This is a genomic window from Caldimonas mangrovi (assembly GCF_023721835.1).
Classification (GTDB): domain Bacteria; phylum Pseudomonadota; class Gammaproteobacteria; order Burkholderiales; family Burkholderiaceae_C; genus Caldimonas; species Caldimonas mangrovi.
In genome coordinates this window covers 1-18,678 of record NZ_JAMKFE010000027.1, presented here as the reverse complement: position 1 = coordinate 18,678, position 18,678 = coordinate 1, and the positions used below count along the sequence as shown (strand labels likewise).

39 protein-coding genes and 1 tRNA gene are annotated in these 18,678 nt (G+C 61.5%); 20 read left to right on the top strand and 20 right to left on the bottom strand.

What is annotated here, in order from left to right; genetic code table 11:
- The first annotated feature begins 449 nt into the window (after positions 1–449).
- The gene (locus tag M8A51_RS25765; RefSeq protein ID WP_251781489.1) at positions 450–1,241 is read left to right on the top strand and encodes a TerC family protein; all 792 of its coding nucleotides are present in this window, start codon (positions 450–452) and stop codon (positions 1,239–1,241) included.
- A gap of 357 nt (positions 1,242–1,598) precedes the next feature.
- On the opposite strand, the gene M8A51_RS25760 is transcribed toward M8A51_RS25765, so the two are convergent.
- Positions 1,599–1,673 (bottom strand) — tRNA-Arg (locus M8A51_RS25760).
- A gap of 99 nt (positions 1,674–1,772) precedes the next feature.
- Between M8A51_RS25760 and M8A51_RS25755 the strand changes: the two genes are divergently transcribed.
- A complete protein-coding gene (locus M8A51_RS25755) occupies positions 1,773–2,873 on the top strand; it encodes a tyrosine-type recombinase/integrase (protein WP_251781488.1) in 1,101 nt (366 codons plus the stop codon).
- Positions 2,874–2,950: 77 nt separating this feature from the next.
- On the opposite strand, the gene M8A51_RS25750 is transcribed toward M8A51_RS25755, so the two are convergent.
- The 19 genes from M8A51_RS25750 to M8A51_RS26665 form a co-directional block, all read right to left on the bottom strand.
- The gene (locus M8A51_RS25750; RefSeq protein WP_251781487.1) at positions 2,951–3,163 is read right to left on the bottom strand and encodes a hypothetical protein; all 213 of its coding nucleotides are present in this window, start codon (positions 3,161–3,163) and stop codon (positions 2,951–2,953) included.
- 150 nt (positions 3,164–3,313) lie between these two features.
- Positions 3,314–3,481, bottom strand: coding sequence for a hypothetical protein (locus tag M8A51_RS25745; RefSeq protein ID WP_251781486.1), 168 nt, complete (start codon positions 3,479–3,481; stop codon positions 3,314–3,316).
- Positions 3,478–4,101 carry a hypothetical protein gene (locus tag M8A51_RS25740; RefSeq protein WP_251781485.1) on the bottom strand — a complete coding sequence of 208 codons (624 nt, stop codon included), beginning with the start codon at positions 4,099–4,101 and terminating at the stop codon, positions 3,478–3,480. The genes M8A51_RS25745 and M8A51_RS25740 overlap by 4 nt, the downstream gene beginning before the upstream one ends.
- A complete protein-coding gene (locus tag M8A51_RS25735; RefSeq protein WP_251781484.1) occupies positions 4,091–4,363 on the bottom strand; it encodes an ead/Ea22-like family protein in 273 nt (90 codons plus the stop codon). Before M8A51_RS25735 ends, M8A51_RS25740 begins: the two co-directional genes overlap by 11 nt.
- A complete protein-coding gene (locus tag M8A51_RS25730; RefSeq protein ID WP_251781483.1) occupies positions 4,360–4,551 on the bottom strand; it encodes a hypothetical protein in 192 nt (63 codons plus the stop codon). The genes M8A51_RS25735 and M8A51_RS25730 overlap by 4 nt, the downstream gene beginning before the upstream one ends.
- The gene (locus M8A51_RS25725) at positions 4,548–5,651 is read right to left on the bottom strand and encodes a hypothetical protein (RefSeq protein ID WP_251781482.1); all 1,104 of its coding nucleotides are present in this window, start codon (positions 5,649–5,651) and stop codon (positions 4,548–4,550) included. Before M8A51_RS25725 ends, M8A51_RS25730 begins: the two co-directional genes overlap by 4 nt.
- 135 nt (positions 5,652–5,786) lie before the next feature.
- Complete coding sequence (locus tag M8A51_RS25720; protein WP_251781481.1) at positions 5,787–6,119, bottom strand: hypothetical protein; 333 nt, start codon at positions 6,117–6,119, stop codon at positions 5,787–5,789.
- A gap of 2 nt (positions 6,120–6,121) precedes the next feature.
- On the bottom strand, positions 6,122–6,382 hold the full coding sequence (locus tag M8A51_RS25715; protein ID WP_251781480.1) for a hypothetical protein: 261 nt from the start codon (positions 6,380–6,382) through the stop codon (positions 6,122–6,124).
- Complete coding sequence (locus M8A51_RS25710; protein ID WP_251781479.1) at positions 6,382–7,005, bottom strand: lambda exonuclease family protein; 624 nt, start codon at positions 7,003–7,005, stop codon at positions 6,382–6,384. Before M8A51_RS25710 ends, M8A51_RS25715 begins: the two co-directional genes overlap by 1 nt.
- The gene (locus M8A51_RS25705) at positions 6,992–7,519 is read right to left on the bottom strand and encodes a hypothetical protein (protein WP_251781478.1); all 528 of its coding nucleotides are present in this window, start codon (positions 7,517–7,519) and stop codon (positions 6,992–6,994) included. Before M8A51_RS25705 ends, M8A51_RS25710 begins: the two co-directional genes overlap by 14 nt.
- A 98-nt stretch (positions 7,520–7,617) precedes the next feature.
- Entirely contained in the window at positions 7,618–7,842 is a 225-nt protein-coding gene (locus tag M8A51_RS25700; RefSeq protein ID WP_251781477.1) for a hypothetical protein, read from the bottom strand.
- 219 nt (positions 7,843–8,061) lie between these two features.
- Positions 8,062–8,331 carry a hypothetical protein gene (locus tag M8A51_RS25695; protein ID WP_251781476.1) on the bottom strand — a complete coding sequence of 90 codons (270 nt, stop codon included), beginning with the start codon at positions 8,329–8,331 and terminating at the stop codon, positions 8,062–8,064.
- Complete coding sequence (locus M8A51_RS25690; RefSeq protein WP_251781475.1) at positions 8,328–8,540, bottom strand: hypothetical protein; 213 nt, start codon at positions 8,538–8,540, stop codon at positions 8,328–8,330. Before M8A51_RS25690 ends, M8A51_RS25695 begins: the two co-directional genes overlap by 4 nt.
- A gap of 201 nt (positions 8,541–8,741) precedes the next feature.
- Positions 8,742–8,936, bottom strand: a complete 195-nt coding sequence (locus M8A51_RS25685; RefSeq protein WP_251781474.1) for a hypothetical protein — start codon at positions 8,934–8,936, stop codon at positions 8,742–8,744.
- An 85-nt stretch (positions 8,937–9,021) separates the two neighbouring features.
- Complete coding sequence (locus M8A51_RS25680) at positions 9,022–9,186, bottom strand: hypothetical protein (protein WP_251781473.1); 165 nt, start codon at positions 9,184–9,186, stop codon at positions 9,022–9,024.
- Between the two features lie 10 nt (positions 9,187–9,196).
- A complete protein-coding gene (locus M8A51_RS25675; protein WP_251781472.1) occupies positions 9,197–9,466 on the bottom strand; it encodes a hypothetical protein in 270 nt (89 codons plus the stop codon).
- 1 nt (position 9,467) lies between these two features.
- Positions 9,468–9,833, bottom strand: a complete 366-nt coding sequence (locus M8A51_RS25670) for a hypothetical protein (RefSeq protein ID WP_251781471.1) — start codon at positions 9,831–9,833, stop codon at positions 9,468–9,470.
- 490 nt (positions 9,834–10,323) lie between these two features.
- Positions 10,324–10,767: a hypothetical protein gene (locus tag M8A51_RS25665; RefSeq protein ID WP_251781470.1), complete on the bottom strand. Its 444-nt coding sequence runs from the start codon at positions 10,765–10,767 to the stop codon at positions 10,324–10,326.
- Between the two features lie 238 nt (positions 10,768–11,005).
- On the bottom strand, positions 11,006–11,584 hold the full coding sequence (locus M8A51_RS26665; protein WP_368408601.1) for a helix-turn-helix domain-containing protein: 579 nt from the start codon (positions 11,582–11,584) through the stop codon (positions 11,006–11,008).
- A 76-nt stretch (positions 11,585–11,660) separates the two neighbouring features.
- Here M8A51_RS26665 and M8A51_RS25660 point away from each other — a divergent pair, with 76 nt between their 5' ends.
- From M8A51_RS25660 to M8A51_RS25575, 18 genes are all read left to right on the top strand, one after another.
- Complete coding sequence (locus M8A51_RS25660) at positions 11,661–11,852, top strand: hypothetical protein (protein WP_251781469.1); 192 nt, start codon at positions 11,661–11,663, stop codon at positions 11,850–11,852.
- Between the two features lie 41 nt (positions 11,853–11,893).
- Positions 11,894–12,481 carry a hypothetical protein gene (locus M8A51_RS25655; protein ID WP_251781468.1) on the top strand — a complete coding sequence of 196 codons (588 nt, stop codon included), beginning with the start codon at positions 11,894–11,896 and terminating at the stop codon, positions 12,479–12,481.
- Positions 12,478–12,735 (top strand): hypothetical protein, encoded by a 258-nt coding sequence (locus tag M8A51_RS25650; protein ID WP_251781467.1) that lies wholly within the window; start codon positions 12,478–12,480, stop codon positions 12,733–12,735. Before M8A51_RS25655 ends, M8A51_RS25650 begins: the two co-directional genes overlap by 4 nt.
- Positions 12,732–13,223 carry a hypothetical protein gene (locus M8A51_RS25645; RefSeq protein ID WP_251781466.1) on the top strand — a complete coding sequence of 164 codons (492 nt, stop codon included), beginning with the start codon at positions 12,732–12,734 and terminating at the stop codon, positions 13,221–13,223. The genes M8A51_RS25650 and M8A51_RS25645 overlap by 4 nt, the downstream gene beginning before the upstream one ends.
- On the top strand, positions 13,220–13,387 hold the full coding sequence (locus M8A51_RS25640) for a hypothetical protein (RefSeq protein ID WP_251781465.1): 168 nt from the start codon (positions 13,220–13,222) through the stop codon (positions 13,385–13,387). Before M8A51_RS25645 ends, M8A51_RS25640 begins: the two co-directional genes overlap by 4 nt.
- The gene (locus tag M8A51_RS25635; protein ID WP_251781464.1) at positions 13,356–13,511 is read left to right on the top strand and encodes a hypothetical protein; all 156 of its coding nucleotides are present in this window, start codon (positions 13,356–13,358) and stop codon (positions 13,509–13,511) included. The genes M8A51_RS25640 and M8A51_RS25635 overlap by 32 nt, the downstream gene beginning before the upstream one ends.
- The gene (locus M8A51_RS25630; RefSeq protein WP_251781463.1) at positions 13,508–13,900 is read left to right on the top strand and encodes a hypothetical protein; all 393 of its coding nucleotides are present in this window, start codon (positions 13,508–13,510) and stop codon (positions 13,898–13,900) included. The genes M8A51_RS25635 and M8A51_RS25630 overlap by 4 nt, the downstream gene beginning before the upstream one ends.
- Positions 13,900–14,169, top strand: coding sequence for a hypothetical protein (locus tag M8A51_RS25625; protein WP_251781462.1), 270 nt, complete (start codon positions 13,900–13,902; stop codon positions 14,167–14,169). Before M8A51_RS25630 ends, M8A51_RS25625 begins: the two co-directional genes overlap by 1 nt.
- Positions 14,169–14,462 (top strand): hypothetical protein, encoded by a 294-nt coding sequence (locus M8A51_RS25620; RefSeq protein ID WP_251781461.1) that lies wholly within the window; start codon positions 14,169–14,171, stop codon positions 14,460–14,462. The genes M8A51_RS25625 and M8A51_RS25620 overlap by 1 nt, the downstream gene beginning before the upstream one ends.
- Positions 14,462–14,833, top strand: a complete 372-nt coding sequence (locus tag M8A51_RS25615) for a hypothetical protein (RefSeq protein ID WP_251781460.1) — start codon at positions 14,462–14,464, stop codon at positions 14,831–14,833. Before M8A51_RS25620 ends, M8A51_RS25615 begins: the two co-directional genes overlap by 1 nt.
- A gap of 48 nt (positions 14,834–14,881) precedes the next feature.
- Positions 14,882–15,091, top strand: coding sequence for a hypothetical protein (locus tag M8A51_RS25610; RefSeq protein ID WP_251781459.1), 210 nt, complete (start codon positions 14,882–14,884; stop codon positions 15,089–15,091).
- 25 nt (positions 15,092–15,116) lie between these two features.
- Positions 15,117–15,848, top strand: a complete 732-nt coding sequence (locus M8A51_RS25605; RefSeq protein WP_251781458.1) for a helix-turn-helix domain-containing protein — start codon at positions 15,117–15,119, stop codon at positions 15,846–15,848.
- A complete protein-coding gene (locus M8A51_RS25600; RefSeq protein WP_251781457.1) occupies positions 15,832–16,683 on the top strand; it encodes an ATP-binding protein in 852 nt (283 codons plus the stop codon). Before M8A51_RS25605 ends, M8A51_RS25600 begins: the two co-directional genes overlap by 17 nt.
- The gene (locus M8A51_RS25595; protein WP_251781456.1) at positions 16,680–16,889 is read left to right on the top strand and encodes a hypothetical protein; all 210 of its coding nucleotides are present in this window, start codon (positions 16,680–16,682) and stop codon (positions 16,887–16,889) included. The genes M8A51_RS25600 and M8A51_RS25595 overlap by 4 nt, the downstream gene beginning before the upstream one ends.
- Positions 16,886–17,458 carry a recombination protein NinG gene (locus tag M8A51_RS25590; RefSeq protein ID WP_251781455.1) on the top strand — a complete coding sequence of 191 codons (573 nt, stop codon included), beginning with the start codon at positions 16,886–16,888 and terminating at the stop codon, positions 17,456–17,458. Before M8A51_RS25595 ends, M8A51_RS25590 begins: the two co-directional genes overlap by 4 nt.
- Complete coding sequence (locus M8A51_RS25585; protein WP_251781454.1) at positions 17,442–17,918, top strand: class I SAM-dependent methyltransferase; 477 nt, start codon at positions 17,442–17,444, stop codon at positions 17,916–17,918. The genes M8A51_RS25590 and M8A51_RS25585 overlap by 17 nt, the downstream gene beginning before the upstream one ends.
- A 108-nt stretch (positions 17,919–18,026) precedes the next feature.
- Positions 18,027–18,170, top strand: coding sequence for a hypothetical protein (locus tag M8A51_RS25580; protein WP_251781453.1), 144 nt, complete (start codon positions 18,027–18,029; stop codon positions 18,168–18,170).
- A gap of 225 nt (positions 18,171–18,395) precedes the next feature.
- Positions 18,396–18,587, top strand: coding sequence for a hypothetical protein (locus M8A51_RS25575; RefSeq protein ID WP_251781452.1), 192 nt, complete (start codon positions 18,396–18,398; stop codon positions 18,585–18,587).
- Positions 18,588–18,678 lie beyond the last annotated feature (91 nt).

Sequence of the window (18,678 nt, the reverse complement as noted above, 5' to 3'; positions counted from 1 at the left end):
GGTCTGACGATGTCGTTATCCCAGCGGACGGGGATGGCGGATGTCAGATCGCCTCTTGTCGACGGGCTGCTCCGCCCGCCCTGCGTCGTGCCAGCACGGGCCTGAACCGGCCATCGGGCTTTGCCCGCCGCGCAGCGGCCTCCGGCATTGGGTTTGTGGCGTTTGACACGCCCGACTCCCATGCCCCGACGCGTTGACAGGAGACTCACCGTGACCCGCGACCCCTGCCGGCTGTTTGCGCTGCCCATGATGACGACCGCGCCGAGTGCCTGGCTCGGCGTCACGAGCGGAATCGCACCGTCCAGGTCCTCGGGACCTGGCTTGGCGGATTCCTCGCCGGCGCCTTCGGCTTCATGTCCTCTATCGAAAAGCTGAAGAAGCGCGGGTGCGAAGGCTTGCCGAAAACGACAAGCAACTTCGCATAAACCACCACTCAATGGAGAACTTTCTTGGACAGCCTGCTCGCCCTTTTTTCCGACCCGGCCGCCTGGGCCGCTCTTGTTGCACTCGTGGTCATGGAGGTCGTGCTCGGTATCGACAACCTCATCTTCATCTCCATCCTCTCGAACAAGCTGCCGGACGAACAGCGCAAGCGTGCACGACGCGTCGGCATCGGGCTTGCGCTGGTGATGCGGCTGACGCTGCTCTCGATGATCGCCTGGCTCGTCGGCCTGACCGCACCGGTGTTCGATCTAGGCCTCAGCGGCCCGGTCGACGCCCATGGGGCTCCGGCGTTCGAGACCCAGTTCTCCTGGCGCGACCTGATTCTCATCGCCGGCGGGCTGTTCCTGATCTGGAAAGCGACCAAGGAGATTCACCACAACGTGGACCCGGCGCCCACCGGCGACGTGTTCGAGACGAAAGGTGTCGCTGCGATCGGCTTTGGCGCCGCCATCTTCCAGATCATCCTGCTGGACATGGTGTTCTCGATCGACTCCATCCTCACCGCCGTCGGCATGACCGACAACCTCGCCATCATGGTGATCGCCGTGCTCGCTGCCGTGACCGCGATGCTGCTCGCGGCGGACCCGCTCGCCAACTTCATCAACAAGAACCCGACGGTCGTGATGCTGGCGCTGGGCTTCCTGCTCATGATCGGCGCGGTGCTGATCGCCGACGGATTCGGGGTGCATGTACCCAAGGGATACATCTACGCCGCGATGGCGTTCTCTACGCTGGTCGAATTGCTCAACATCCTGTCTCGCCGGGCGCAAGGCCGCAAGGTTCCGAAGAACTCATAGCGGTTGCGCGTCGGTGCGATGGCGAGCGGGCGCCGATGCCGACGGTTCAAGCTGCGTCCTGGGTTCGATCGTCGCCGTCCCAGCCGGCTTCGGGCGCGGAACCGTCCCGGCAGGCCGCAGGCAACGGAGCGGGGGGCGACAGCGGTCATCATGATGTTCCGCTGCCGGCGGACGGCGCTGTCGTCCATCGCCCCACGGGTTCAACGAGACCTGGGCGGAGCCGGGGGAACTGCACGTTTTGCGCCTTGCTCACGCCCGCTTGGACGCAACGCATCAGCCCGCCGTAGTGTCGACAGGCGCTAGGCCGTTGATCTGTCGAAGACAACCGCGCCAGGTGGACATCCGTGGATCTCCGGCTGGTCCCCCCGACAGGAATCGAACCTGTATCTAGCGCTTAGGAGGCGCTCGTTCTATCCATTGAACTACGGGGAGGGGGCCACGCATTGTAGCCTCATCACTCACTGTGGCGCTATCGCGTTCTCCGCCGATATCATCCGCGCACTGATACGCCGAGATATAGGAGGTGATACGGTGGCCAGCATTCTCAAGGTCGGCGACAAGTGGCGAGCACTCATTCGCCGCAAGGGGCACAAAGCGCAGTGTAAAACCTTCCCGACGAAGGCCCAGGCTGAGGTGTGGGCGAGGCAGCGGGAGGCGGATCTTGACCGCGGAGAAGCGGCCCCAGCTGATACTGGTATCACCATCGGTCAGCTCATTGATACGTACCGTGATCTCCGGGACAAGAGCCGGCCCATCTCCGATTCGTCGAACGAGCATTACCAACTGGTGAAGCTCAAGAAAGAGCTTGGCGACAAGCGGGCGATGACGATCAAGCCGCAGGATCTGGTCGATTTCGCATCGAAGCGCAAGAACGTCGACAAAGCCGGCCCGTACACGGTAAACATGGACGTGTCGAAGCTCGGTACCGCACTGCGCTACGCTGCATCCGCCTTGCACATCACAATCCCCGATGTCGTCGGCTCGGCTCGCCCGCTGCTGGCGCATCTTGGCTTGATTGGCGGTGGCGGGAAGAGAGAACGCCGGCCCACAGAAGACGAACTGCGCCGAGTTATCGCGCACCTCGATGCGGAGTATGGGCGCATCTATGCCGACGCTGTGGCGTTCGCTGCCGTGGCTGCCATGCGGCGCGGGGAGGTGTGCTCGATCCTGTGGAAAGACTTGGACCGAGAGAAGCGCTTGATCGGCGCTTGGCGGAAGCACCCGAGGAAGGCGAAGACGTGGGAGCAGGTGCCTCTGCTCGGCGAGGCGTGGGACATCGTTTGTCGCCAGCCGGATGAGGATGAGCGGATATTCCCGATCCACCCGCAGACGCTGACGAAGTACTTCACGCAGACCTGTTCCGCGCTCGGCATCCCCGACCTGCATCTGCATGACTTGCGACACGAGGGCACCTCTCGTCTGTTCGAGGCTGGCTACGAGATCCAGCAGGTGGCGCTGGTGACTGGCCATCGGGACTGGCGCAACCTCAAGAGGTACACGAACCTGCGCCCCGAAGACCTGACTAAGCAGCCAGCGCCGCAGCCTCGTCAAGGTGCCGGGCAATCTCGCGGTAGTCGCACCAGCGCTTCCCGTGCTGTAGGTAAGTCCTCACGGGGCAAAGCCCAGCGCTGATGAGGTTGTAGAGGGCCGGCTTCGTGATGCCCAGCACCTCCGCGATCTGGCACGTGTTCAGACGGAACCCGTACTTCTCAGCGATCATTTCTTCGGTCGTCTTCATACTGCTCACCATCAAAAACGTCGTCCTGATCGACACATTCGTCTGACGTGTCGATTTCCTGCGTGTTTTCGGACACGTCAGCCCACGCGATCCATTTAGCCTCTTCGGCTGTCTGGCGCTGGCGGGAGCGGCGGCTAGCCATGGTGCCTCCAGTAGAGCTTGAGGGCGCGTAGCGGTCTGTCATGCCAGCGCTCAAACCTGCGGTATCCACCGGGCTGCTTGTTCTTGGTGTCCGTGACGTTCCCGGGGGCTGCGGCGCCGAGCTTCGCGCGCCAGATGCCAGGCCTGTCGCTGAGCCTGCGCGGATCATTCCAGAAGCGGAAATAGAATTTGCTCATGCCAGCACCGCATCGAAGTGAGCCTTGATCTTCGCGAAGTCGTCCGCGATGGTGCGCACGGTCTCGGTTAGCCCGATGGGGAGCCATTCCGGCGCATAGTGGTTGAACGCGACACGCAGCCCCATCAGGCGCATGCGATAGCGCTTGTTTTTGCGGATGTTCATTTGCCTTCCCCCAGGAATGCGGCGGCCTGCTCTAGCTGCACGCGTAATGCGTGGGAGGGGATCAATTGCCCGTGGTTGTTCAACCCCTCGAAGACCAGTCGCTTCAGATGTCGTTCGGCCCTCTCAAGCCGGGCCTCTGCGGTGTCGGCGCGCTGCTTTTCGATCCGCGCCTGTTCGATGCACTCGTCGCGCAGTTCCGCGTGGTAAGCATCTTCGGCGGCGGACCAGTCAGCGACGCTCGCAATCGCCTTCTCGGCGATCGTCCCCGCTTTGCCGTGGTAGCGTTGCCAGACTTCGCCCTCGGGCTCAGGCGCAGCGCCGCCGGACCAGATCGGCCGATGCTTGTCGTCTCCCTCGTGGCCGTCTTCCTCGGCCAGCGCCATAGCCAGGGCATCAGTGAGGTATGAGCGCACACCAGTGGCGATGGCCTTGTACTTCTCCACCTCTGCCCGCATCTCGGCAAGGGCTGATTCGGCGTCGGACTGGCGGACGAGAGGGTGTTCGGTATGGTATTCGTCCATCGGCTGGTATCGGCCTTTCATGCTAGAAATGTCCCACACCGAATCGCGGAACATCCACATGTACGCCACCACCGGCAGCGCCTTCGCCTCATTTGCCATTGGCAACCTCCTGTTCGAGCTTGCGGATGTAGTCCAGCAGACGGCTGATGCGGTCGGGGTTGGCTACCGCCATGAACTCCGCGTTCGCTAGGTCTTCGCCCGACTCACGATTGCCGTGATACAGCTTTGCGTCTGCAATGGCCCATCCGCGCTCGTCGTAGATGATGCGAGCCGCTTTTCCGTTCTCGCCGCCGGTGTGCCACTCGCCCGGCGTCGGACCTTTCGCCAGCGCTTCCTCCAGCGCCTTCACGTCCTGGTTCATGACTGCTCCCCGTCGAGCCAGCGGAGTGCGTCGTAGCGACCAATCAGCACACCAAATGCAAGCCTGAAACGCCACCACCACGGGCCGTAAGAATGTGGACGCGCTGCAACCCATTTGCCGCCGTCTGCGCTGCGGAGCGGCCAGTTTCCCTTGAGGTCGTCGGCGGCAATCAACAGCGGCGTTCTCATGGCTGCTCCTTTGCGGCAATGGCGGCGTCGATCTCATCCAGGGTGACTTCCACCCACATGGCCTTGCGCCCGGACACTTCCAGGCGCCGCACGCTGTAGGTGTTGCCGTCTTCACAGACGAACCGCCACCGCTCCGCATCCCTGCCGTCATCGCTCTGCTCGCGCACCAGCGCAATCAGCCGCACGCGGATCGACTGCCACGGTTCGCGGCAGACACCCTCGCCAGTGTCCTCGCCGTTAAGGATGGCGAGCACGGCGGTCATGAAGTCGGCGGTTTCCTGCTCTGCCTGCGCCGGGGCTGGTGGGGTGGTGTAGAGCCGCATGCCGTGCGTCATCCGGTTGTGGGCGTCCCTTGCCCACTTCACGCGATATGGGGCACGGTCGTCCACCTCGCCTACCGGCTCTGCCTGAGAGGCAAGGGCGGCGAGCACGATGCGGCGCAACTCGTCCTGCGTCACGAGCATGGCCTCGGGCCAGTCTTCCGGGCTGCTGCGGTCTGGAAGCTCGGACACCCCGCGGCAGATGTCGTCCGCCAGTTCCTGCGCCTCCACCGAAGGAGCCGGGGCGGTGAGATGTGCCAAGTCTTCGGGGCTTTCCACTTCAAACACTGGATCGAGTTTTGCCAAGACGCCGCAGAGGCGCGCGTGGTCATCAACATTCAAGACCTCGCCGAGCGCTGGGTGGTTCTCGCACACGCCATCCAGCAGCCAATAGGCCGCCCGGTACAACTCCTGGAGCATGCTCAATGGCACCGCCGCCTCTGCCTGCTGTGCGGGCGCAGACACCGATGCCGCGGATTCGGTCAGGCCGTTGGGGGCGGCGGGCAGCAGGGCGCGCCACCAGAAAGCGCCTTTGCGCGTCGGGTGACGCTCGCCAAACCACACACCTTCCAACGGGGCCGCGCCACGCAGAAACGCCAGCAGGTCGGCCGGCACAGGGGATGCGGCGAGAGCGTCGCGCAGCGCAGCAAAGGCCTTTCGCACACCACTTTTTGCCTCGGCTACCCGCTCTGCGTAGTTCGCCAAGCCAACGTGATCGACCGCCCCCAGGCACAAAGCTTCAGCGATGCCCCACGCCTCGAATTGCTCACGCTCATTCATCTAGTTCTCCATCGCCCTCAGCAGGGCACTTGCATTCGTCCGCCGCTCGCAGATCCATCACCCACCCGTAGACACCCAGCAACATCACCGCAGTGCAGACGATCACGAACAGGGCGCCGATGTATTCCCAGGGCATTACTGGGCCGCCCTGTCTTGCGCACGGTTGTTTGCCGATTGCGTGCGCCACACTTCAATGCGGGCCTCTGCCGCGACCATCTGCCACCGAAGCGCCTCTTCGATCTCCGTCGCCTCCTTGAGCCCGTCCAGCAGCGCGAGGTAATCGGGGTGCGCGTAGGCCTCACGTTCCTGGGCAGCCAGCGGCAGGGCGGTGTGTTCCTTCATGAGCAGCGCCTTCTTCGACTTGCGGAACTGCTCAATGAACACACGCTCGGCCTTGGCCTTGGCGTACTTCGGGGCGTTGGACACGATGAAGTCCACGGCTGCGTGCGGATCAATCGCGCGGGTCATGGCTAGAAAGGAATCGACGGATCGCTGTCGGCATCAGTGGCGCCTGCCTTGGTGGCGGTTCTCTTGCTGCCCTGTTTGTCCTTGGGCTGCACCGAAAGGCTCATGTACTTTCGGCCCGACTCTGCTTCCTTGATCCACGCCGAAAGCCAGTAGTCGGTGCCATCGACGTTGATCGATCCCTTGTAGTCAGGGTGCTTGTCCGATTGCTTGTCCTGCTCCTTGAACAGGGCGCCTCGGTTGGTGTCGTCATACTGCTTTGCCATTACGCTGCCTCTCGGATGGTTTCGACCGTCTGATTCACAAGCCCAAGGAACTCGGTCCGCCGCGCCCTGAGCCGTTTGATTTCGTCTTCCACGTCACGGCGCCACAGCCGGTGAACGATGAGTTGCTGGCCTTCCGGGAAGTCCGCGCAGTAGCTGATGAAGTCCACCCACTGACGGCCGGTGCAATCCAGATGGCCGATGAGCTGCCAGCGGTACGACGGATCGAAGCTGCCGCGGGTCAGCGTGGCGTAGTGGGTCGGCGCAATCACCGACTTCACTTCAATCACCCCGTCGTCACCTACCAGCCCGTCCGGGGAATCGCCGTAGCTGTCCCAGTCAAAGAAACCCCCGTTGCTGACCGTGCAGAACGTCTCTTCTTCGTAGAGCATCTTTGCGATGGGCTCTTGCTCGTGCCCACGCTCGGTGTGCTCGTTGGAGAAGCTGTGCGCCGCCTTCTGGCCCGTCATGATTTCGAGGGCGATTTGCAGTGCGTACCGCTTTGCCGGATCGCCGAACGCCTTGCCTTCGTTCGCCATGAGGCAGGAGAAGTTGGAGGCAGTGGCCTTGCCCAGCCGCAGGGCTTCCCATTCCTCTGTGTTCTGCTGCACGTCATGAAACCGCATCAGCGTTCTCCTGCGCGGGCTGGCACTCGGCGATCAACTGGGCCTGATGCTCCTCGGACATATCCACCTTGGCGAGAACGCTGTCGAGGTTCCCGTCACGGAGATAGGCGGCTTTGGCATGGCCCCACGCCTTCGCCATCTGCGGTGTGATGACGTTGCGCGTCGGCGGCTTCGGGTTGATCCGCAGCCCTTCAACGGTGTCGTTGCCGAACCGAATGTTGCTGTTGACGTACACCGTCACGCGCACGTTCTGCCAGTCGTCAATGAAGGCCGAGCCGGTCAGCGTCTTCATCGTCTTGCTGTTCGTGGCGTTCAGGATCATCGGCTTCAACGGCTCGCCGGGACGAATCTCGCGCTCGACGAAGTAGGCCGTGTTGAACTTGTCTTTGGTCTTCTTCGTCTTGTCCGATTCGAGCCGCACGCACTTGATCGTGAGCACAGTCGGCTCCACGATGTCGGCGCTGCTTAGGTACGGCGAATCGAACGCCTTGCGGAAATGTGTTTTCTCGTTCATGTTTCACCCCAACCGAATACGAGTGCGCCGCTTCTCCCGCAGGCACCAGAACTTGGACCATGCTGCGGAGATGTCGGACCAGAGGGAGGCGATGTAGGTCATGGCTGACCTTTCGTCGCGATGTTCACGACCTGCTTTGCGGTGACGTAGGAGCGTCCTTGAGGCGCGCCTTCGACATACGCTGTCATCCTTCGGCTGTGCGGCCACCAATGAACGATCACAAGGCCGCCGACGATGATGAAATGGCCGTCCGCCTTCTCAATGACTTCCAGCTCGGCTTCGCGGGCTAGCTTCTTCAAGGTCGTCGCAGCATCGGTTGCCATCACGCACTCCTCACCAAAACCATCTGCCTGGATGCAGCCACGACCCGGCTATCCCCGCCATGACGGCGAGAGCTTCCATCCAGTTTCTGGACGCGATTCGTTTCGTGGCAGAGATACCGAGCGCCCATTGCCTCGCGCATCTCTCGCGCACGCTGCTCGTTGCGCTCTCTGAGAGCGAGTAGTTCTGGGTCATCGTTGAATTCCTTCATGCTTGCTCCTTCACTTCCCCAGCGAAACCGCTAGGGCTTCGTCCTGCCGCTTCTCACGCATCGCTGCGTCGAGGTCTTCCAGCGACAGGTCTGCAGCCTCCTCCGCCAGCAGCGACGCCGCGTAATCCAACGACTCTTGGATGTGAGCCGCGACACTCGGCGCGATGTTGAATTTCTTGGCCTTGAACTCGCAGGCAATGCAGTTCACCAAGTCCGCAGCCGTCTCTGCGTCCATCCGAGGGATGGAGCGGATCTGCGCGTTGATCATGTGGACGTTCATCGGACCCTCACGAGATTGCCGTGGTCATCCATCACGGCGCGCACGTCGCCGTTTGACACACCAAGCCAGTCGGACGCCTCAACGCCGCCGCAGTAGGAGAACCGCCATACCCCCGCAAACTCTTTGCGGAAGTCCTCGTGATGCCGCTCCATTACGGTGTCGCCGATGTAGGTCCGCCCACCGTCTTCAGAAGTCCACGGTTTGCTCATCACACACCCCTCATCGCCCGAGCCGACCGGGCAGCAAGACGCACATACCGCTGTCGAGCCACTGATCCGGGCTCGCAGTCCTTGATCCGGCGAAGGAGCCGGTTGAGGCATTCGAGGTGGTAGGTCATTGCTTCCCCCCATTGATAAACCTGCCAGCCTCCAACACCTCGCGGAGCTGGGCGAGTACAAGGTCGGTTTGGGTCATGACAGTGCCCCTTGATGGTTCTCGTCAATCTCGGCGCGGATGCTCCGAAGCTGCTCAATGAACCCGTCGAAGTCAGACAGCGAATCAGCCACACGCAGGGTGGTTCTTCCGAAGTGGAGGAAGATCCCGCGAGTAACCAGATCGCCGTCGCGGTCGTACTCGTTGACGCTGAAAAGCACATCAATGCTCATCACATCCCCCACACAGTCAGAACCACAGCAACCAGCAGCGCCACCTTCAGCAGCCGCGTCTCTTGGGTATCGAGGTAGTGCATGGCTACTCCTTTTTGCCTTCTTCCACACCGGCCTCGAACGCCGACTCAAGAGCTGCAATCGCAATTGCCTGCTGCTCACCGGTCAGCCCATCGACAAACTCGCGCGCCTGATCACTCGTGAAAGATGTGTTCTGATACAGCCACTGTGCGAGGTTGTGGATCTGCATGGTTGGCTCCTTATTGGCCGAGGGCGCGATCCCAGGCGCGGTCGAAGTCGTGCATCGCGTCTGACGGAGAGGCGCCGAATCCAGCTACGCCGTCTTGCAGGTTGTCGCCGTACAGGGCACACCACTGGTTGCCGTCGATTGACATGGCCGGCCGGTACAGAACGCTCGGACGCTCCTGTTGCGCGGCAGCCGACTGAATGGCCGCATGGCTGAGTTCCGCGTAGTGCGCAATCGTCGATGCGACGTGCTGTTGCCATGCCGGGGCGAGAAGTTCGCTCATCTCACTCTCCTTTTGATTGGCCGAGGGCGCGGGCAACAGCGGAATCGATCAGCGCAATCGCCCTGTCGTAGTCGTGCAAAGCCTCAGCGACATCTGAATCGATCCAAACGCCGTCCTCGACCCACACCAAGCCATGAGCAATTGGTTCCTCTGCTCGCATTCCGCGGACTTGCTGGCTGTCCACGAAGGCCTGCCGGTCAGTGGCCAGCATGTCGCGCGCATTCGTGCACACCTCCAGCAGCTCCGCATTTACCTCGTGCAGGCGGCGGAGTTCGGCGACGGCTGGGAGGAACACATCATCGATATCGACGGGTGCGCACCCTTCGAGGCGCGCCGCGATATCCAGCGCCTTCGCTTGTTCGCTCATGTCTGCTCCAGTGGTTAGGGTGGTCAGGCGCGGTCACTCAGTGCACGAATAGCGCTGAGGGCACGACGTGCCGCGACACTGCTGCGGGCGAAAGCAGAAGGCCGGGATCACGCCGTACTTCGGGTGTTCAAACGGGCGCAGCCTGGGCGTCGCTGGGTATGGGATCCGCTTGATTGACACAACTTCACAGCCCCCAAGCTCGGCGGCTACGCGGCGCGCTTCTTCCTCGCTCTCGGCCTCGACGCATGCGTCGGTCCGACCTTTGAATGCCACCCAGAAAGGGTGGTGCCATACAACTTGCTCGCTCATGCCTGCTCCATCTGTGGTGTGTCGATGGAGTGATATTAGGCGCAAACGCATAGACGCGCAAGGCGTATCGGCCTAGATCGAGGTGCGCGAGCTAGAACATCGAGTCATATAAGACTTAATGAGTCTGCTCGGAAACGAATAAAGCCGCCCGAAGGCGGCTTGGTGGTTGGGGCGTGACTCTCTACCGCCCGATGGTCAGGTCGTACTCTCGCCCGTCGTTTCGCAGGCACTGCCCCAGGCCGGTGGACGACATGGTGTTGTAGTCAAAGACGCAGCGCATAAATGCGTCGCCATCCGAGCGAAGCGTCAGGAGGCCGCGCCCGTGTGCGCTGGTGAAGACGGTCGAGCTTGTGGAGCTCCCGTAGGCGTTGACCATGCCCCCGCCTCCGTAGGCTGTGGCAGACCCGAACGCAGACCCGAGAGCGAACCCGCCGCCCGATGGGCTGTAGATCCACTGCCCTTGGTATTTAGCGCCAGCGATCTCGGCTTGGGCATCACCGGTATTGTTCATGGTGCTGCCGGTCGTGCCCTGGTACTGCGCGCCATCAGTCCTGTCAATGAACGTCAGACGCGCGGCGCACCCACTGAGGGCGACCACTGCCGCAAGAGTAGCAAGTTGCTTCATCCCTTCACCCTATATCCAAGCTCGTCATCCAGGGCTGCGAGCATGCCTCTACAGAACGTGGGGTTACGGTGCGCCTCTCCGCACGTGTGGATGGTGTAACGGCGCTTCTTGTGCATTGCGGCATACGCCACGCCGATCACTTCGCCTTGCTCAGCAAGATGAAGGAGGTTGCGTAGGCACTCGACGGTATCGCGCGAGATGCCTTCTACGGTCGATAGGGTAAACGGCGGCCTCATGATCACCGCCCCCGTTGTTTCGGCTTGCGAGCCCTCGCGGGTTCTTCGCCTTCGGTAACAACTTGCTTGGGGGGTGCCGCCCCAGTCAAGCGGCTCTCGTCCCGCGTCTGCGGTCCAATTCGATTCCTTTGCCATGATGTTCTCTCCGACTCGTGGGATTTATTGGTTTGCTCCCGAGCCAAAGGTACATCCGCCCCTGTTGTTGGGGGTCCCCCAGTTTGGGGGTGTTCGTGCGATTTGCGAGCCCTCGCTTTGACGGATATCAAAAGCTCTCGCTGGTCCTCGGGGGTCAGGAACTCGAACAGGGTGACAAGCATCGCCTGATCAGGGGCGAGCCTGTCAAAGCTGACAGGCGCTCTGCCCATCGAGGGGGCGAGTAGGCGCCACGGTTCCTCACCGATTGCCTCGGCGATCTTTTCCAGCGTCGAAACGGTCGGGTCCATCCTGCCGGTCACGATCCGGTTGATGGTGGTCTGCGAAAGCTTGTGGCGGTTCGCCCACGCGTTCACCGAGTCCTCGCCAATGAGGCCCCTTAGGTTTTTCCCTACTTCGCTCTGCGGTTCTGGCGTTGTTCTAGGCATAGCTGAGAAATCTTGCAGCAACCGTCTAGGCAGATAAGACTTGCGCCATAAGGCCGAGTCGCCTAGGATTGGGGGCATGCGGCTAGACAAACTCATTGAGGCACTCCAAGAAATTAAGGGCTCAGGCGAGTGGGAAAAGCTCGCGCGGCTCAGTGGGGTGAACTACTTCACTGTCGCCAGGATTGCCCGGCGAAAGATCGCCAACCCGGGAATCGGGACTGTCGAGAAGCTGACCGCAGCTCTGCGGAAGCTGAAGCAGGCGGCCTAAATGTCTCTCCTCCCCCATGCCCTTTCCGAACGCCCGTGGGCATGGCTTTCCTCTGGCCCTTCTTGCAGTTGCCGGCCGGGGGTTTTTTGAAGCGCCTCGCCGTGAAGCCCACGGTTCCGACTCCCATCTCGTGGGTGGATCGGATGGGGCGCTTCAACAAGCCTGATTTCTTAACCGCGATGGGAGTCGTGATGTCCATGTCCTCAAGTGTTCGGGCAACCGAATGGAAACCACAAGACAGCGCTGGAAAGCACTCGCAAGGCGAGATGCCATTCATGGGTCAAGTGGCCGAGTTCCACCAGTTGCCTCAAGCCCTGATCCACAAGGCGACCTTTTCGGGTTGTCTTGGCAAAGCAGCGCTGCACAGCGGCTTGGAGGACCACGAGATTGCCGACGCAATCCCCATCAGCCACGGCTACATGAGCAAGTTCATGCGCAACGTCGGGCAGCAGTGGGCGAAACGGCTGGTGAAGTTCATGCACATCACGCAGAGCGTGGCTCCGTTGCAGTGGATTGCAGACCAGATGGGCTGCGACGTGGTGATGCGGTCGAGTCGAGAGGCTTTGCTTGCAGAGGCCCGCGCAAAGGTTGCCGAGTACGAGCGTCTTCTTGGAAGGAGTGCCGCATGAGCAAGACAGTTTCTGTTTGGGTCGAGACCTATGCCGATGTGTCGCTGAGCGATTTCGACACAGACGATCTTCAAGAGGAACTCGCTCGGCGCGGCGGAACCCCTGATGCAGGAGATTTCGCTGAGCCAGTGCGGATAGTCGCCGAGAAAACTGACCTGTTGGCGATCCGCATGTTGCTCCTGCAGAACGACTACAAGCGCGCCAGCGAGAAGTTCGGCGCCCTGCTGCGTGATGCGCTGGGGACCGCCATATGAACGACACCATCTTGGTTGGCTGCGGGGGCGGCATGAGCGAAACGATCAGCAGTCTTGAGGCGCAAATCGTGGACGTTGACGATGAGCGCAGTCAGTTGGTTGCTCAGAAGAAGCAAAACGAGTCCGAGTTGTCGGATATCGCGACGGAAATCCGCACGAACCGGTGCCTACCGCGCGACCGATGGAACCGCTTGCTACGGAACCAGAATCTGTTGAAGCGCGCCAACTCCCAGTTGGACGCAAAGCTCGGAGAACTGACTACCAAGCGCAAGAAGCTGCACTCGCTCATTGATGGGGTGAAACGCGACAACGGCTTCAAGGCAGGCGCCCGCGAGGAGCGCGAGAAGACGATCCGCCAACACCTCTTGGCGCTGCGTGAGAAGTACGCGTCCTTCAGTGCGGACGGTACTCGCGTGGCGTCTATGCGGCGCATGGCAGCCGAGTTTGCAATCGAGATTGACTCGATTTTGTCAGGAGGCCAGTCATGAACGGCACCCACTACCTAGTGAAGTACGGCCCGAAGCGTGAGTACCTCACGTATTTCCCGGACCGGGCAAAGGCAGAGCACTACGTCAATCACCACGAGAACGCGGTGATTGTGGTGTTGAAGGAGCAGAGCGATGTCGATCAAAGCAACACCGACCACCGCTGAACTTCCACCGATTGACTGGTACGACCCGACGCCGCAGCCGGTGGTGATCGAGCTGGAAGGTGACTCAGCTTGGGCGGCATGGGATGCGGCCGCTGAGCAACTTGACCAACAGGAGCAGACATGAACAGCGTGAAGACACTCTACAGCCAGACCATTGACTTCCCCGTCATCACGATGGCCGACGTAGCAGAGCGCGAAATGATCCGCGCCATCTTCGAACTGGTTCCGATCCAGCCGATTGCCTACGTCGGCACGACAGATTGGTATGCGGCACTCGACAACATCGACCGGGCGCACATGAAGGCGCTCGATGCTGGGTTCACTGACAACGACATCGACGCAATCACGGCCGACATGGACGACACCTGCGCCGAGGGCCTGAACGCTGCCGCTGACCGCCTCAACGCCGCCGTCCTGCTGTCCGTGGCAATGCCTCACGTCACCCTCAAGCCCGAGCCGGTCAAGACCATCAAGCCGGCCATCAGCGGGCTCACGACGGTGAGGGGCGTGTGATGCGTGACTTCGCAAAGATTGAGCGCGCGGCCAACGGCCAGCAAGTCCTTTTCTGGGTGGACAAAGACGCAGAAGAAGACCTGATGGTTTTGCGCATGGCGGCGAACTTCGAAGGCTATATCGCAACGATGACGCTCTGCTTCAACTCCTTGGATGACGAGGAGGCGGCTTTTGCGGCGCTTGGAATGATGGGGGCGGAACAGGCGGACAACTTTGTCGCAAAGGTTGTCGGTGGGTTGATGGGTGCTGAGACGCAGGAGGACGCGTGATGGCCTACCCCGAAATCCGAGCCGTGATCGAGAACGGCACCGAGCTTGAGGCAGACCAGATCGTCGAGGCGACCGGCTTTCAGCGCCGGACGGTGCTCGAAGCACTGCGCACGATGGTCCGCTCCGGGTGTGTCATCAAGCGCCTCGACGCAGAAAAGAAGGATCACCACGGCCGACCCGTTGCCTACTTCACTGCGGCAGATCCTGAGGACTTTCCACGGCTTGGCGTCGAGGAAATCATCGCCAGCGCCATGAGCAATCGGCATCCGCTTGAACAGGTTTGGAGGGTGTGATGGCCGCGAACAAGCCATGGACCACGCCAGAACAGGCCAGACTGGCCGCCGCCTATGAGAAGCACGACATCAGCGAACTGCTGAGCATGTTCCCGGGCCGCTCCAGGGACTCCATATGGCAGCGCGCCCGACTTCTGGGCCTGACCGCAAACAGGGCGTGGGTTGCCGATGAGGACGAGATCATCCGGCGACTGTTCCCGGCCGGCGGGGTTCGCGCCTGCCGTGACGGCCTCTCGCATCGGACGACATCCGCCATTCTCAAGCGCGCCTCGAACCTAGGCGTTGAGAAGCAGGGGGGCCGTCAGAGGGTTGCCCGCATGCGACAGGCTGTGCTCCTGTTGAGGGAACGTGTCGAAGAGTGCTACGTATAGCCGCAACCTATCTTCACAGCCGATTCAACCCGCACTACAAGCTAACCAATGAAGCACGCCAAAGGCTCCCCGTTCTCAAGCGACTACCAATCGCAAGCCGACTGGTCCCCCAACACCAAGGCTCGCCCGCCGCACCAGGGCGGATGGGGCAACGGCCCGCACCTCAAGGCAATCGACAAGGGCCGCGGCTCCATCGGTTACCTAGGGTGCTTCGACCACGTCAAAGCGGCTCAGATCAAGAAGCCGTCGCAGATTTGAGGTAGTCCGTTTGAGCATCGCGCGCATGACTGAGGTGTGGAAGGTGCAGGGCCTTTCGAGCACACAGAAGATCGTCCTCCTGTCGCTGGCCGATAACGCCAACGACCAGGGCGAGTGCTACCCGTCCGTGTCGATGCTCATGGAGAAGTGCAGCCTGTCCGATAGGGCGGTGCAGAAGGCTCTCGCCGAGCTGATCGAGATCGGCCACATCAGCCGCTCGTTCCGCAATGGCCGGGCAACCATCTATACGGTGCACCCCCGAACCACGTTCACCCCCGAACGTAGTTCACCCCCGAACGTCGTTCACCCCACCCCCGAACCAGATTCACCCCCGCCCCCGAACCACGTTCACCCCACCCCCGAACGTGGTTCACCCATAACCGTCAATGAACCATCAGTTGAACCATCAAAGAACCGTAAGAGCGCGCCGAAGCGCGAGGTGTCGGTTTCGGAGTTGGTCGCTGACGGGCTTTCGGAGCAAACGGCGAGCGAACTGCTGGCTCACCGCAAGCGCAAGCGGGCAGACCTGACCCCAAGGGCGTGGGAGGGGATCAAGTCCGAAGCCTCCAAAGCCGGATGGTCGGCCGAGCAGGCTGTGGCGAAGCTGCTGACGCGCGGGTGGACTGCCTTCGAGGCTGATTGGCTCAAGCCGCAAGAACGTGGGTCGCCAGCCGAGCCAAGCAAGTCCGGAAAGCACAGTGGCTTTGATCGAAAGAACTACCGCGAAGGAGTGACCGAAGATGGATCGCTTGTTTGAGCAGCCGAGCGAAGTGCCGTCAGACCAGCTTCCGAAGCAATACGCAAAGCGTCCTGAGCTGCGGGCGGATCTGGGTGAGAAAGAGCGCGTGTGCGAGAAGCACGGGCCGTTCAAGTCGGCCGGTCTGAAGATCCTTCTCGGTCGCGGTCGAGAGATTTGGACGGAGTGCCCGGCCTGCGTCGAGGAGCGTCACGCCGCAGAGCGCAAAGCCGAGGCTGAGCAGCGGGCCGAGTTTGAGCGCCGCCGTCTTGCGGGGATGCTGGAAACGGCCGCAATCCCCAAGCGGTTTCAGGGCCGTGGCTTCGATAGCTTTGTGGCTGACACGGATGGGAAGCGCCATGCGCTCAAGGTTGCGCAGGACTACGCCGAGGGATTTGGCGAGCATCTTCGGCGCGGCGATGGGCTGATCTTCGCGGGTCTGCCAGGCACCGGGAAAAGCCACTTGGCTGGCGCCATCCTTCAAAGCCTGCTGCCCGAGCATGTGGGGTTGTATGTCACGTGCATGGGCTTGATCCGCTCGATCCGTGGAACGTGGCGCCGCGAATCGGAGCGTACTGAAGCCGACCTGCTGCGGGAGTTCGGCGACTGCCCCCTGCTGGTGATTGACGAGGTGGGCGTGCAGTACGGGACGGACGGCGAGCAGACGATTCTGTTCGACATCATCGACCGTCGCTACCGCGACACGATGCCGACGATCCTCCTGACCAATCAGGACAAAGCGGGATTCAAGGAGTTCATCGGCGAGCGCTCATATGACCGCCTGATTGAAACCTCGCGGTGGGTTCCGTTCGACTGGGAAAGCTATCGCCCGATCGCGCGAAAGGTGGCGGCATGAGCCACAACTTCGGCCGCGACAGTTCAGATCGCGGGATACGCAAGGCGCACGCGATTCTGGACGCCGTGCGGGCTGGGCGCCGCCAGTCTGGCGACTACGTGGAGTGGGCATTGTCACGCCTGGGCGATTTGGGGCGCGAGGTGTCTCGCCCTGCCTCGCTGGACTTCCGTGTCGGACGCAAGCGGAGCGACAGGGGGCGCAAGTGAAACCCAAGCGCTGCAAGGTCTGCCGGGTGGAGTTCGTGCCGACGAAGCCCATGCAACGGGTATGCGGGTACGACTGTGCTTTGACACTGGCGCAGTCCGAGCGAGCCAAGGCCGAGAAGAAGGCGGCGGTGAAGGATCGGCGGGAGACGAAAGCCAAGCTGGACGCGATGAAGGGCGTGCCGTACTGGACGGCGGAGGCGCAGAAGGCGTTCAACACCTACGTGCGTTTGCGGGACGCTGGCAAGCCGTGCATCTGCTGCGCCCAGCCGCTTGGAGAAGGTTCGGTAGGTGGTGGGTACGACGCCGGCCACTACCGAAGCCGTGGTGCTGCACCTCACCTGCGCTTTGATGAGCGCAACTGCCACGCGCAAAGAAAGTACTGCAACCAGTACCTGTCGGGGAACGTCGTTGGGTACAGGAAAGGCCTGATCGAGCGGATTGGGCTTGAGGAAGTCGAGGCGCTGGAAGCCGACAACCGTGTTCACAAGTGGACCGTTGACGAGTTGAAGGAAATCAAGGCGCGGTATGCGCTGATGGCGAAGGAGTTGAGAGATGGCGGCGGTTCTTGATCCCTGCTGCGGTAGCCGAATGATGTGGTTCGACCGCGAGGACCAGCGCGTCCTATTCGGCGACATCCGCAGTGAGCAGCACACCCTGTGCGATGGGCGGGCTCTGAACATCACGCCTGAGCTGGCGATGGATTTCCGGGCGATGCCGTTCCCTGATGGTTCGTTCCGTCTCGTGGTGTTCGACCCTCCGCACCTACGCTTCTGCGGGCCTCAAGGCTGGCTTGGAAAGAAGTACGGGATTCTGTCTCCCGACTGGAAAGAGGACTTGCGGCGCGGCTTCTCTGAGTGCTTCCGCGTGTTGGCCAACGAGGGCGTCTTGATCTTCAAGTGGGCAGAGACGCAGATCAAGGTCAAGGAAATCTTGGCCCTCACTGAGCAAAGGCCGTTGTTTGGGCACCAGTCCGGCAAACGGTCTGGCACTCACTGGATCACGTTCATGAAGGAGTTGAAGCATGTCTGAGATCGTGAGCTTCTTGGGTGGGCTGGGCGTCGGCCTGGTCCTGGGTGTCGTTGGAATCCTCTGCCTGTGTAGCTGGGTGCTGGACGGGTTTACGAAAGGTGGGAAGTGATGGGTGTCGTGATTGGGCTTCTGTTGGCGCTGGTCGCCTGTTTGGCCGTCGTGATGGCTGACCGCCTGTTCGGCCTGAGCAACATCTACCGCCGCATCCGTGACGCCCTGCGCTCGGCTCGGCGGTATTTGGGGAGGGAGTGATGTGCGACTCGCCTGTATCTCCTGCGAGCACCTGCAGTGGCGCGACGAATCCGACGCCAAGCGAGACCGAGTGCTGCGGGAGATGTCAAAGCACGGATTCTCGGGATGTCGGCTGCACAAAGCGACGTTCCGGGACTACGCAAGGGAGTGGGATTGCCCCTCAGGCGCTGCAGCGGAACAGGAAACAGTTGCTCGACGGATTGCTTGGGCAGAAAGGGTGAGGTGATGAGCTTCCTGTCCAAGATCAAGAAGAAGTGGGGCTATGAGACCGACACGCCCCGCTGCGAGAACTGCCGCTCATACCGACGTCCGGGGCAGTTCCTCGTGGACAGCCTTCCAAGGAAGTCGCCAGCGATGTGCCAACTGGGCGACTTCATCACGAGCAACGCCAAGCAGTTGAAAAGGATGATCAAGTGACTATCAAGAAACTTGAGCGGAACGCGACAACCGTATCCATCGCAAGCTTTCACGAGCAGAACCAGCTCAAGAAGTTCAACTACGAGCCCCC

Bases quoted from the DNA above. Each gene is read 5' to 3' on its own strand.
- M8A51_RS25730 (WP_251781483.1), bottom strand. From the start codon at position 4,551: ATGAGAACGCCGCTGTTGATTGCCGCCGACGACCTCAAGGGAAACTGG.
- M8A51_RS25725 (WP_251781482.1), bottom strand. From the start codon at position 5,651: ATGAATGAGCGTGAGCAATTCGAGGCGTGGGGCATCGCTGAAGCTTTG.
- M8A51_RS25700 (WP_251781477.1), bottom strand. From the start codon at position 7,842: ATGGCAACCGATGCTGCGACGACCTTGAAGAAGCTAGCCCGCGAAGCC.
- M8A51_RS25640 (WP_251781465.1), top strand. From the start codon at position 13,220: ATGAACGGCACCCACTACCTAGTGAAGTACGGCCCGAAGCGTGAGTAC.
- M8A51_RS25735 (WP_251781484.1), bottom strand. From the start codon at position 4,363: ATGAACCAGGACGTGAAGGCGCTGGAGGAAGCGCTGGCGAAAGGTCCG.
- M8A51_RS25575 (WP_251781452.1), top strand. From the start codon at position 18,396: ATGAGCTTCCTGTCCAAGATCAAGAAGAAGTGGGGCTATGAGACCGAC.
- M8A51_RS25680 (WP_251781473.1), bottom strand. From the start codon at position 9,186: ATGCAGATCCACAACCTCGCACAGTGGCTGTATCAGAACACATCTTTC.
- M8A51_RS25660 (WP_251781469.1), top strand. From the start codon at position 11,661: ATGCGGCTAGACAAACTCATTGAGGCACTCCAAGAAATTAAGGGCTCA.
- M8A51_RS25635 (WP_251781464.1), top strand. From the start codon at position 13,356: ATGTCGATCAAAGCAACACCGACCACCGCTGAACTTCCACCGATTGAC.
- M8A51_RS25705 (WP_251781478.1), bottom strand. From the start codon at position 7,519: ATGAACGAGAAAACACATTTCCGCAAGGCGTTCGATTCGCCGTACCTA.
- M8A51_RS25580 (WP_251781453.1), top strand. From the start codon at position 18,027: ATGGGTGTCGTGATTGGGCTTCTGTTGGCGCTGGTCGCCTGTTTGGCC.
- M8A51_RS25630 (WP_251781463.1), top strand. From the start codon at position 13,508: ATGAACAGCGTGAAGACACTCTACAGCCAGACCATTGACTTCCCCGTC.
- M8A51_RS25670 (WP_251781471.1), bottom strand. From the start codon at position 9,833: ATGAGCGAACAAGCGAAGGCGCTGGATATCGCGGCGCGCCTCGAAGGG.
- M8A51_RS25710 (WP_251781479.1), bottom strand. From the start codon at position 7,005: ATGCGGTTTCATGACGTGCAGCAGAACACAGAGGAATGGGAAGCCCTG.
- M8A51_RS25650 (WP_251781467.1), top strand. From the start codon at position 12,478: ATGAGCAAGACAGTTTCTGTTTGGGTCGAGACCTATGCCGATGTGTCG.
- M8A51_RS25690 (WP_251781475.1), bottom strand. From the start codon at position 8,540: ATGAGCAAACCGTGGACTTCTGAAGACGGTGGGCGGACCTACATCGGC.
- M8A51_RS25665 (WP_251781470.1), bottom strand. From the start codon at position 10,767: ATGAAGCAACTTGCTACTCTTGCGGCAGTGGTCGCCCTCAGTGGGTGC.
- M8A51_RS25720 (WP_251781481.1), bottom strand. From the start codon at position 6,119: ATGACCCGCGCGATTGATCCGCACGCAGCCGTGGACTTCATCGTGTCC.
- M8A51_RS25595 (WP_251781456.1), top strand. From the start codon at position 16,680: ATGAGCCACAACTTCGGCCGCGACAGTTCAGATCGCGGGATACGCAAG.
- M8A51_RS25600 (WP_251781457.1), top strand. From the start codon at position 15,832: ATGGATCGCTTGTTTGAGCAGCCGAGCGAAGTGCCGTCAGACCAGCTT.
- M8A51_RS25745 (WP_251781486.1), bottom strand. From the start codon at position 3,481: ATGAACATCCGCAAAAACAAGCGCTATCGCATGCGCCTGATGGGGCTG.
- M8A51_RS25620 (WP_251781461.1), top strand. From the start codon at position 14,169: ATGGCCTACCCCGAAATCCGAGCCGTGATCGAGAACGGCACCGAGCTT.
- M8A51_RS25625 (WP_251781462.1), top strand. From the start codon at position 13,900: ATGCGTGACTTCGCAAAGATTGAGCGCGCGGCCAACGGCCAGCAAGTC.
- M8A51_RS25655 (WP_251781468.1), top strand. From the start codon at position 11,894: ATGGCTTTCCTCTGGCCCTTCTTGCAGTTGCCGGCCGGGGGTTTTTTG.
- M8A51_RS25685 (WP_251781474.1), bottom strand. From the start codon at position 8,936: ATGAGCATTGATGTGCTTTTCAGCGTCAACGAGTACGACCGCGACGGC.
- M8A51_RS25715 (WP_251781480.1), bottom strand. From the start codon at position 6,382: ATGGCAAAGCAGTATGACGACACCAACCGAGGCGCCCTGTTCAAGGAG.
- M8A51_RS25605 (WP_251781458.1), top strand. From the start codon at position 15,117: ATGACTGAGGTGTGGAAGGTGCAGGGCCTTTCGAGCACACAGAAGATC.
- M8A51_RS25695 (WP_251781476.1), bottom strand. From the start codon at position 8,331: ATGAACGTCCACATGATCAACGCGCAGATCCGCTCCATCCCTCGGATG.
- M8A51_RS25740 (WP_251781485.1), bottom strand. From the start codon at position 4,101: ATGGCAAATGAGGCGAAGGCGCTGCCGGTGGTGGCGTACATGTGGATG.
- M8A51_RS25610 (WP_251781459.1), top strand. From the start codon at position 14,882: ATGAAGCACGCCAAAGGCTCCCCGTTCTCAAGCGACTACCAATCGCAA.
- M8A51_RS25615 (WP_251781460.1), top strand. From the start codon at position 14,462: ATGGCCGCGAACAAGCCATGGACCACGCCAGAACAGGCCAGACTGGCC.
- M8A51_RS25675 (WP_251781472.1), bottom strand. From the start codon at position 9,466: ATGAGCGAACTTCTCGCCCCGGCATGGCAACAGCACGTCGCATCGACG.
- M8A51_RS25750 (WP_251781487.1), bottom strand. From the start codon at position 3,163: ATGACAGACCGCTACGCGCCCTCAAGCTCTACTGGAGGCACCATGGCT.
- M8A51_RS25585 (WP_251781454.1), top strand. From the start codon at position 17,442: ATGGCGGCGGTTCTTGATCCCTGCTGCGGTAGCCGAATGATGTGGTTC.
- M8A51_RS25645 (WP_251781466.1), top strand. From the start codon at position 12,732: ATGAACGACACCATCTTGGTTGGCTGCGGGGGCGGCATGAGCGAAACG.
- M8A51_RS26665 (WP_368408601.1), bottom strand. From the start codon at position 11,584: ATGCCTAGAACAACGCCAGAACCGCAGAGCGAAGTAGGGAAAAACCTA.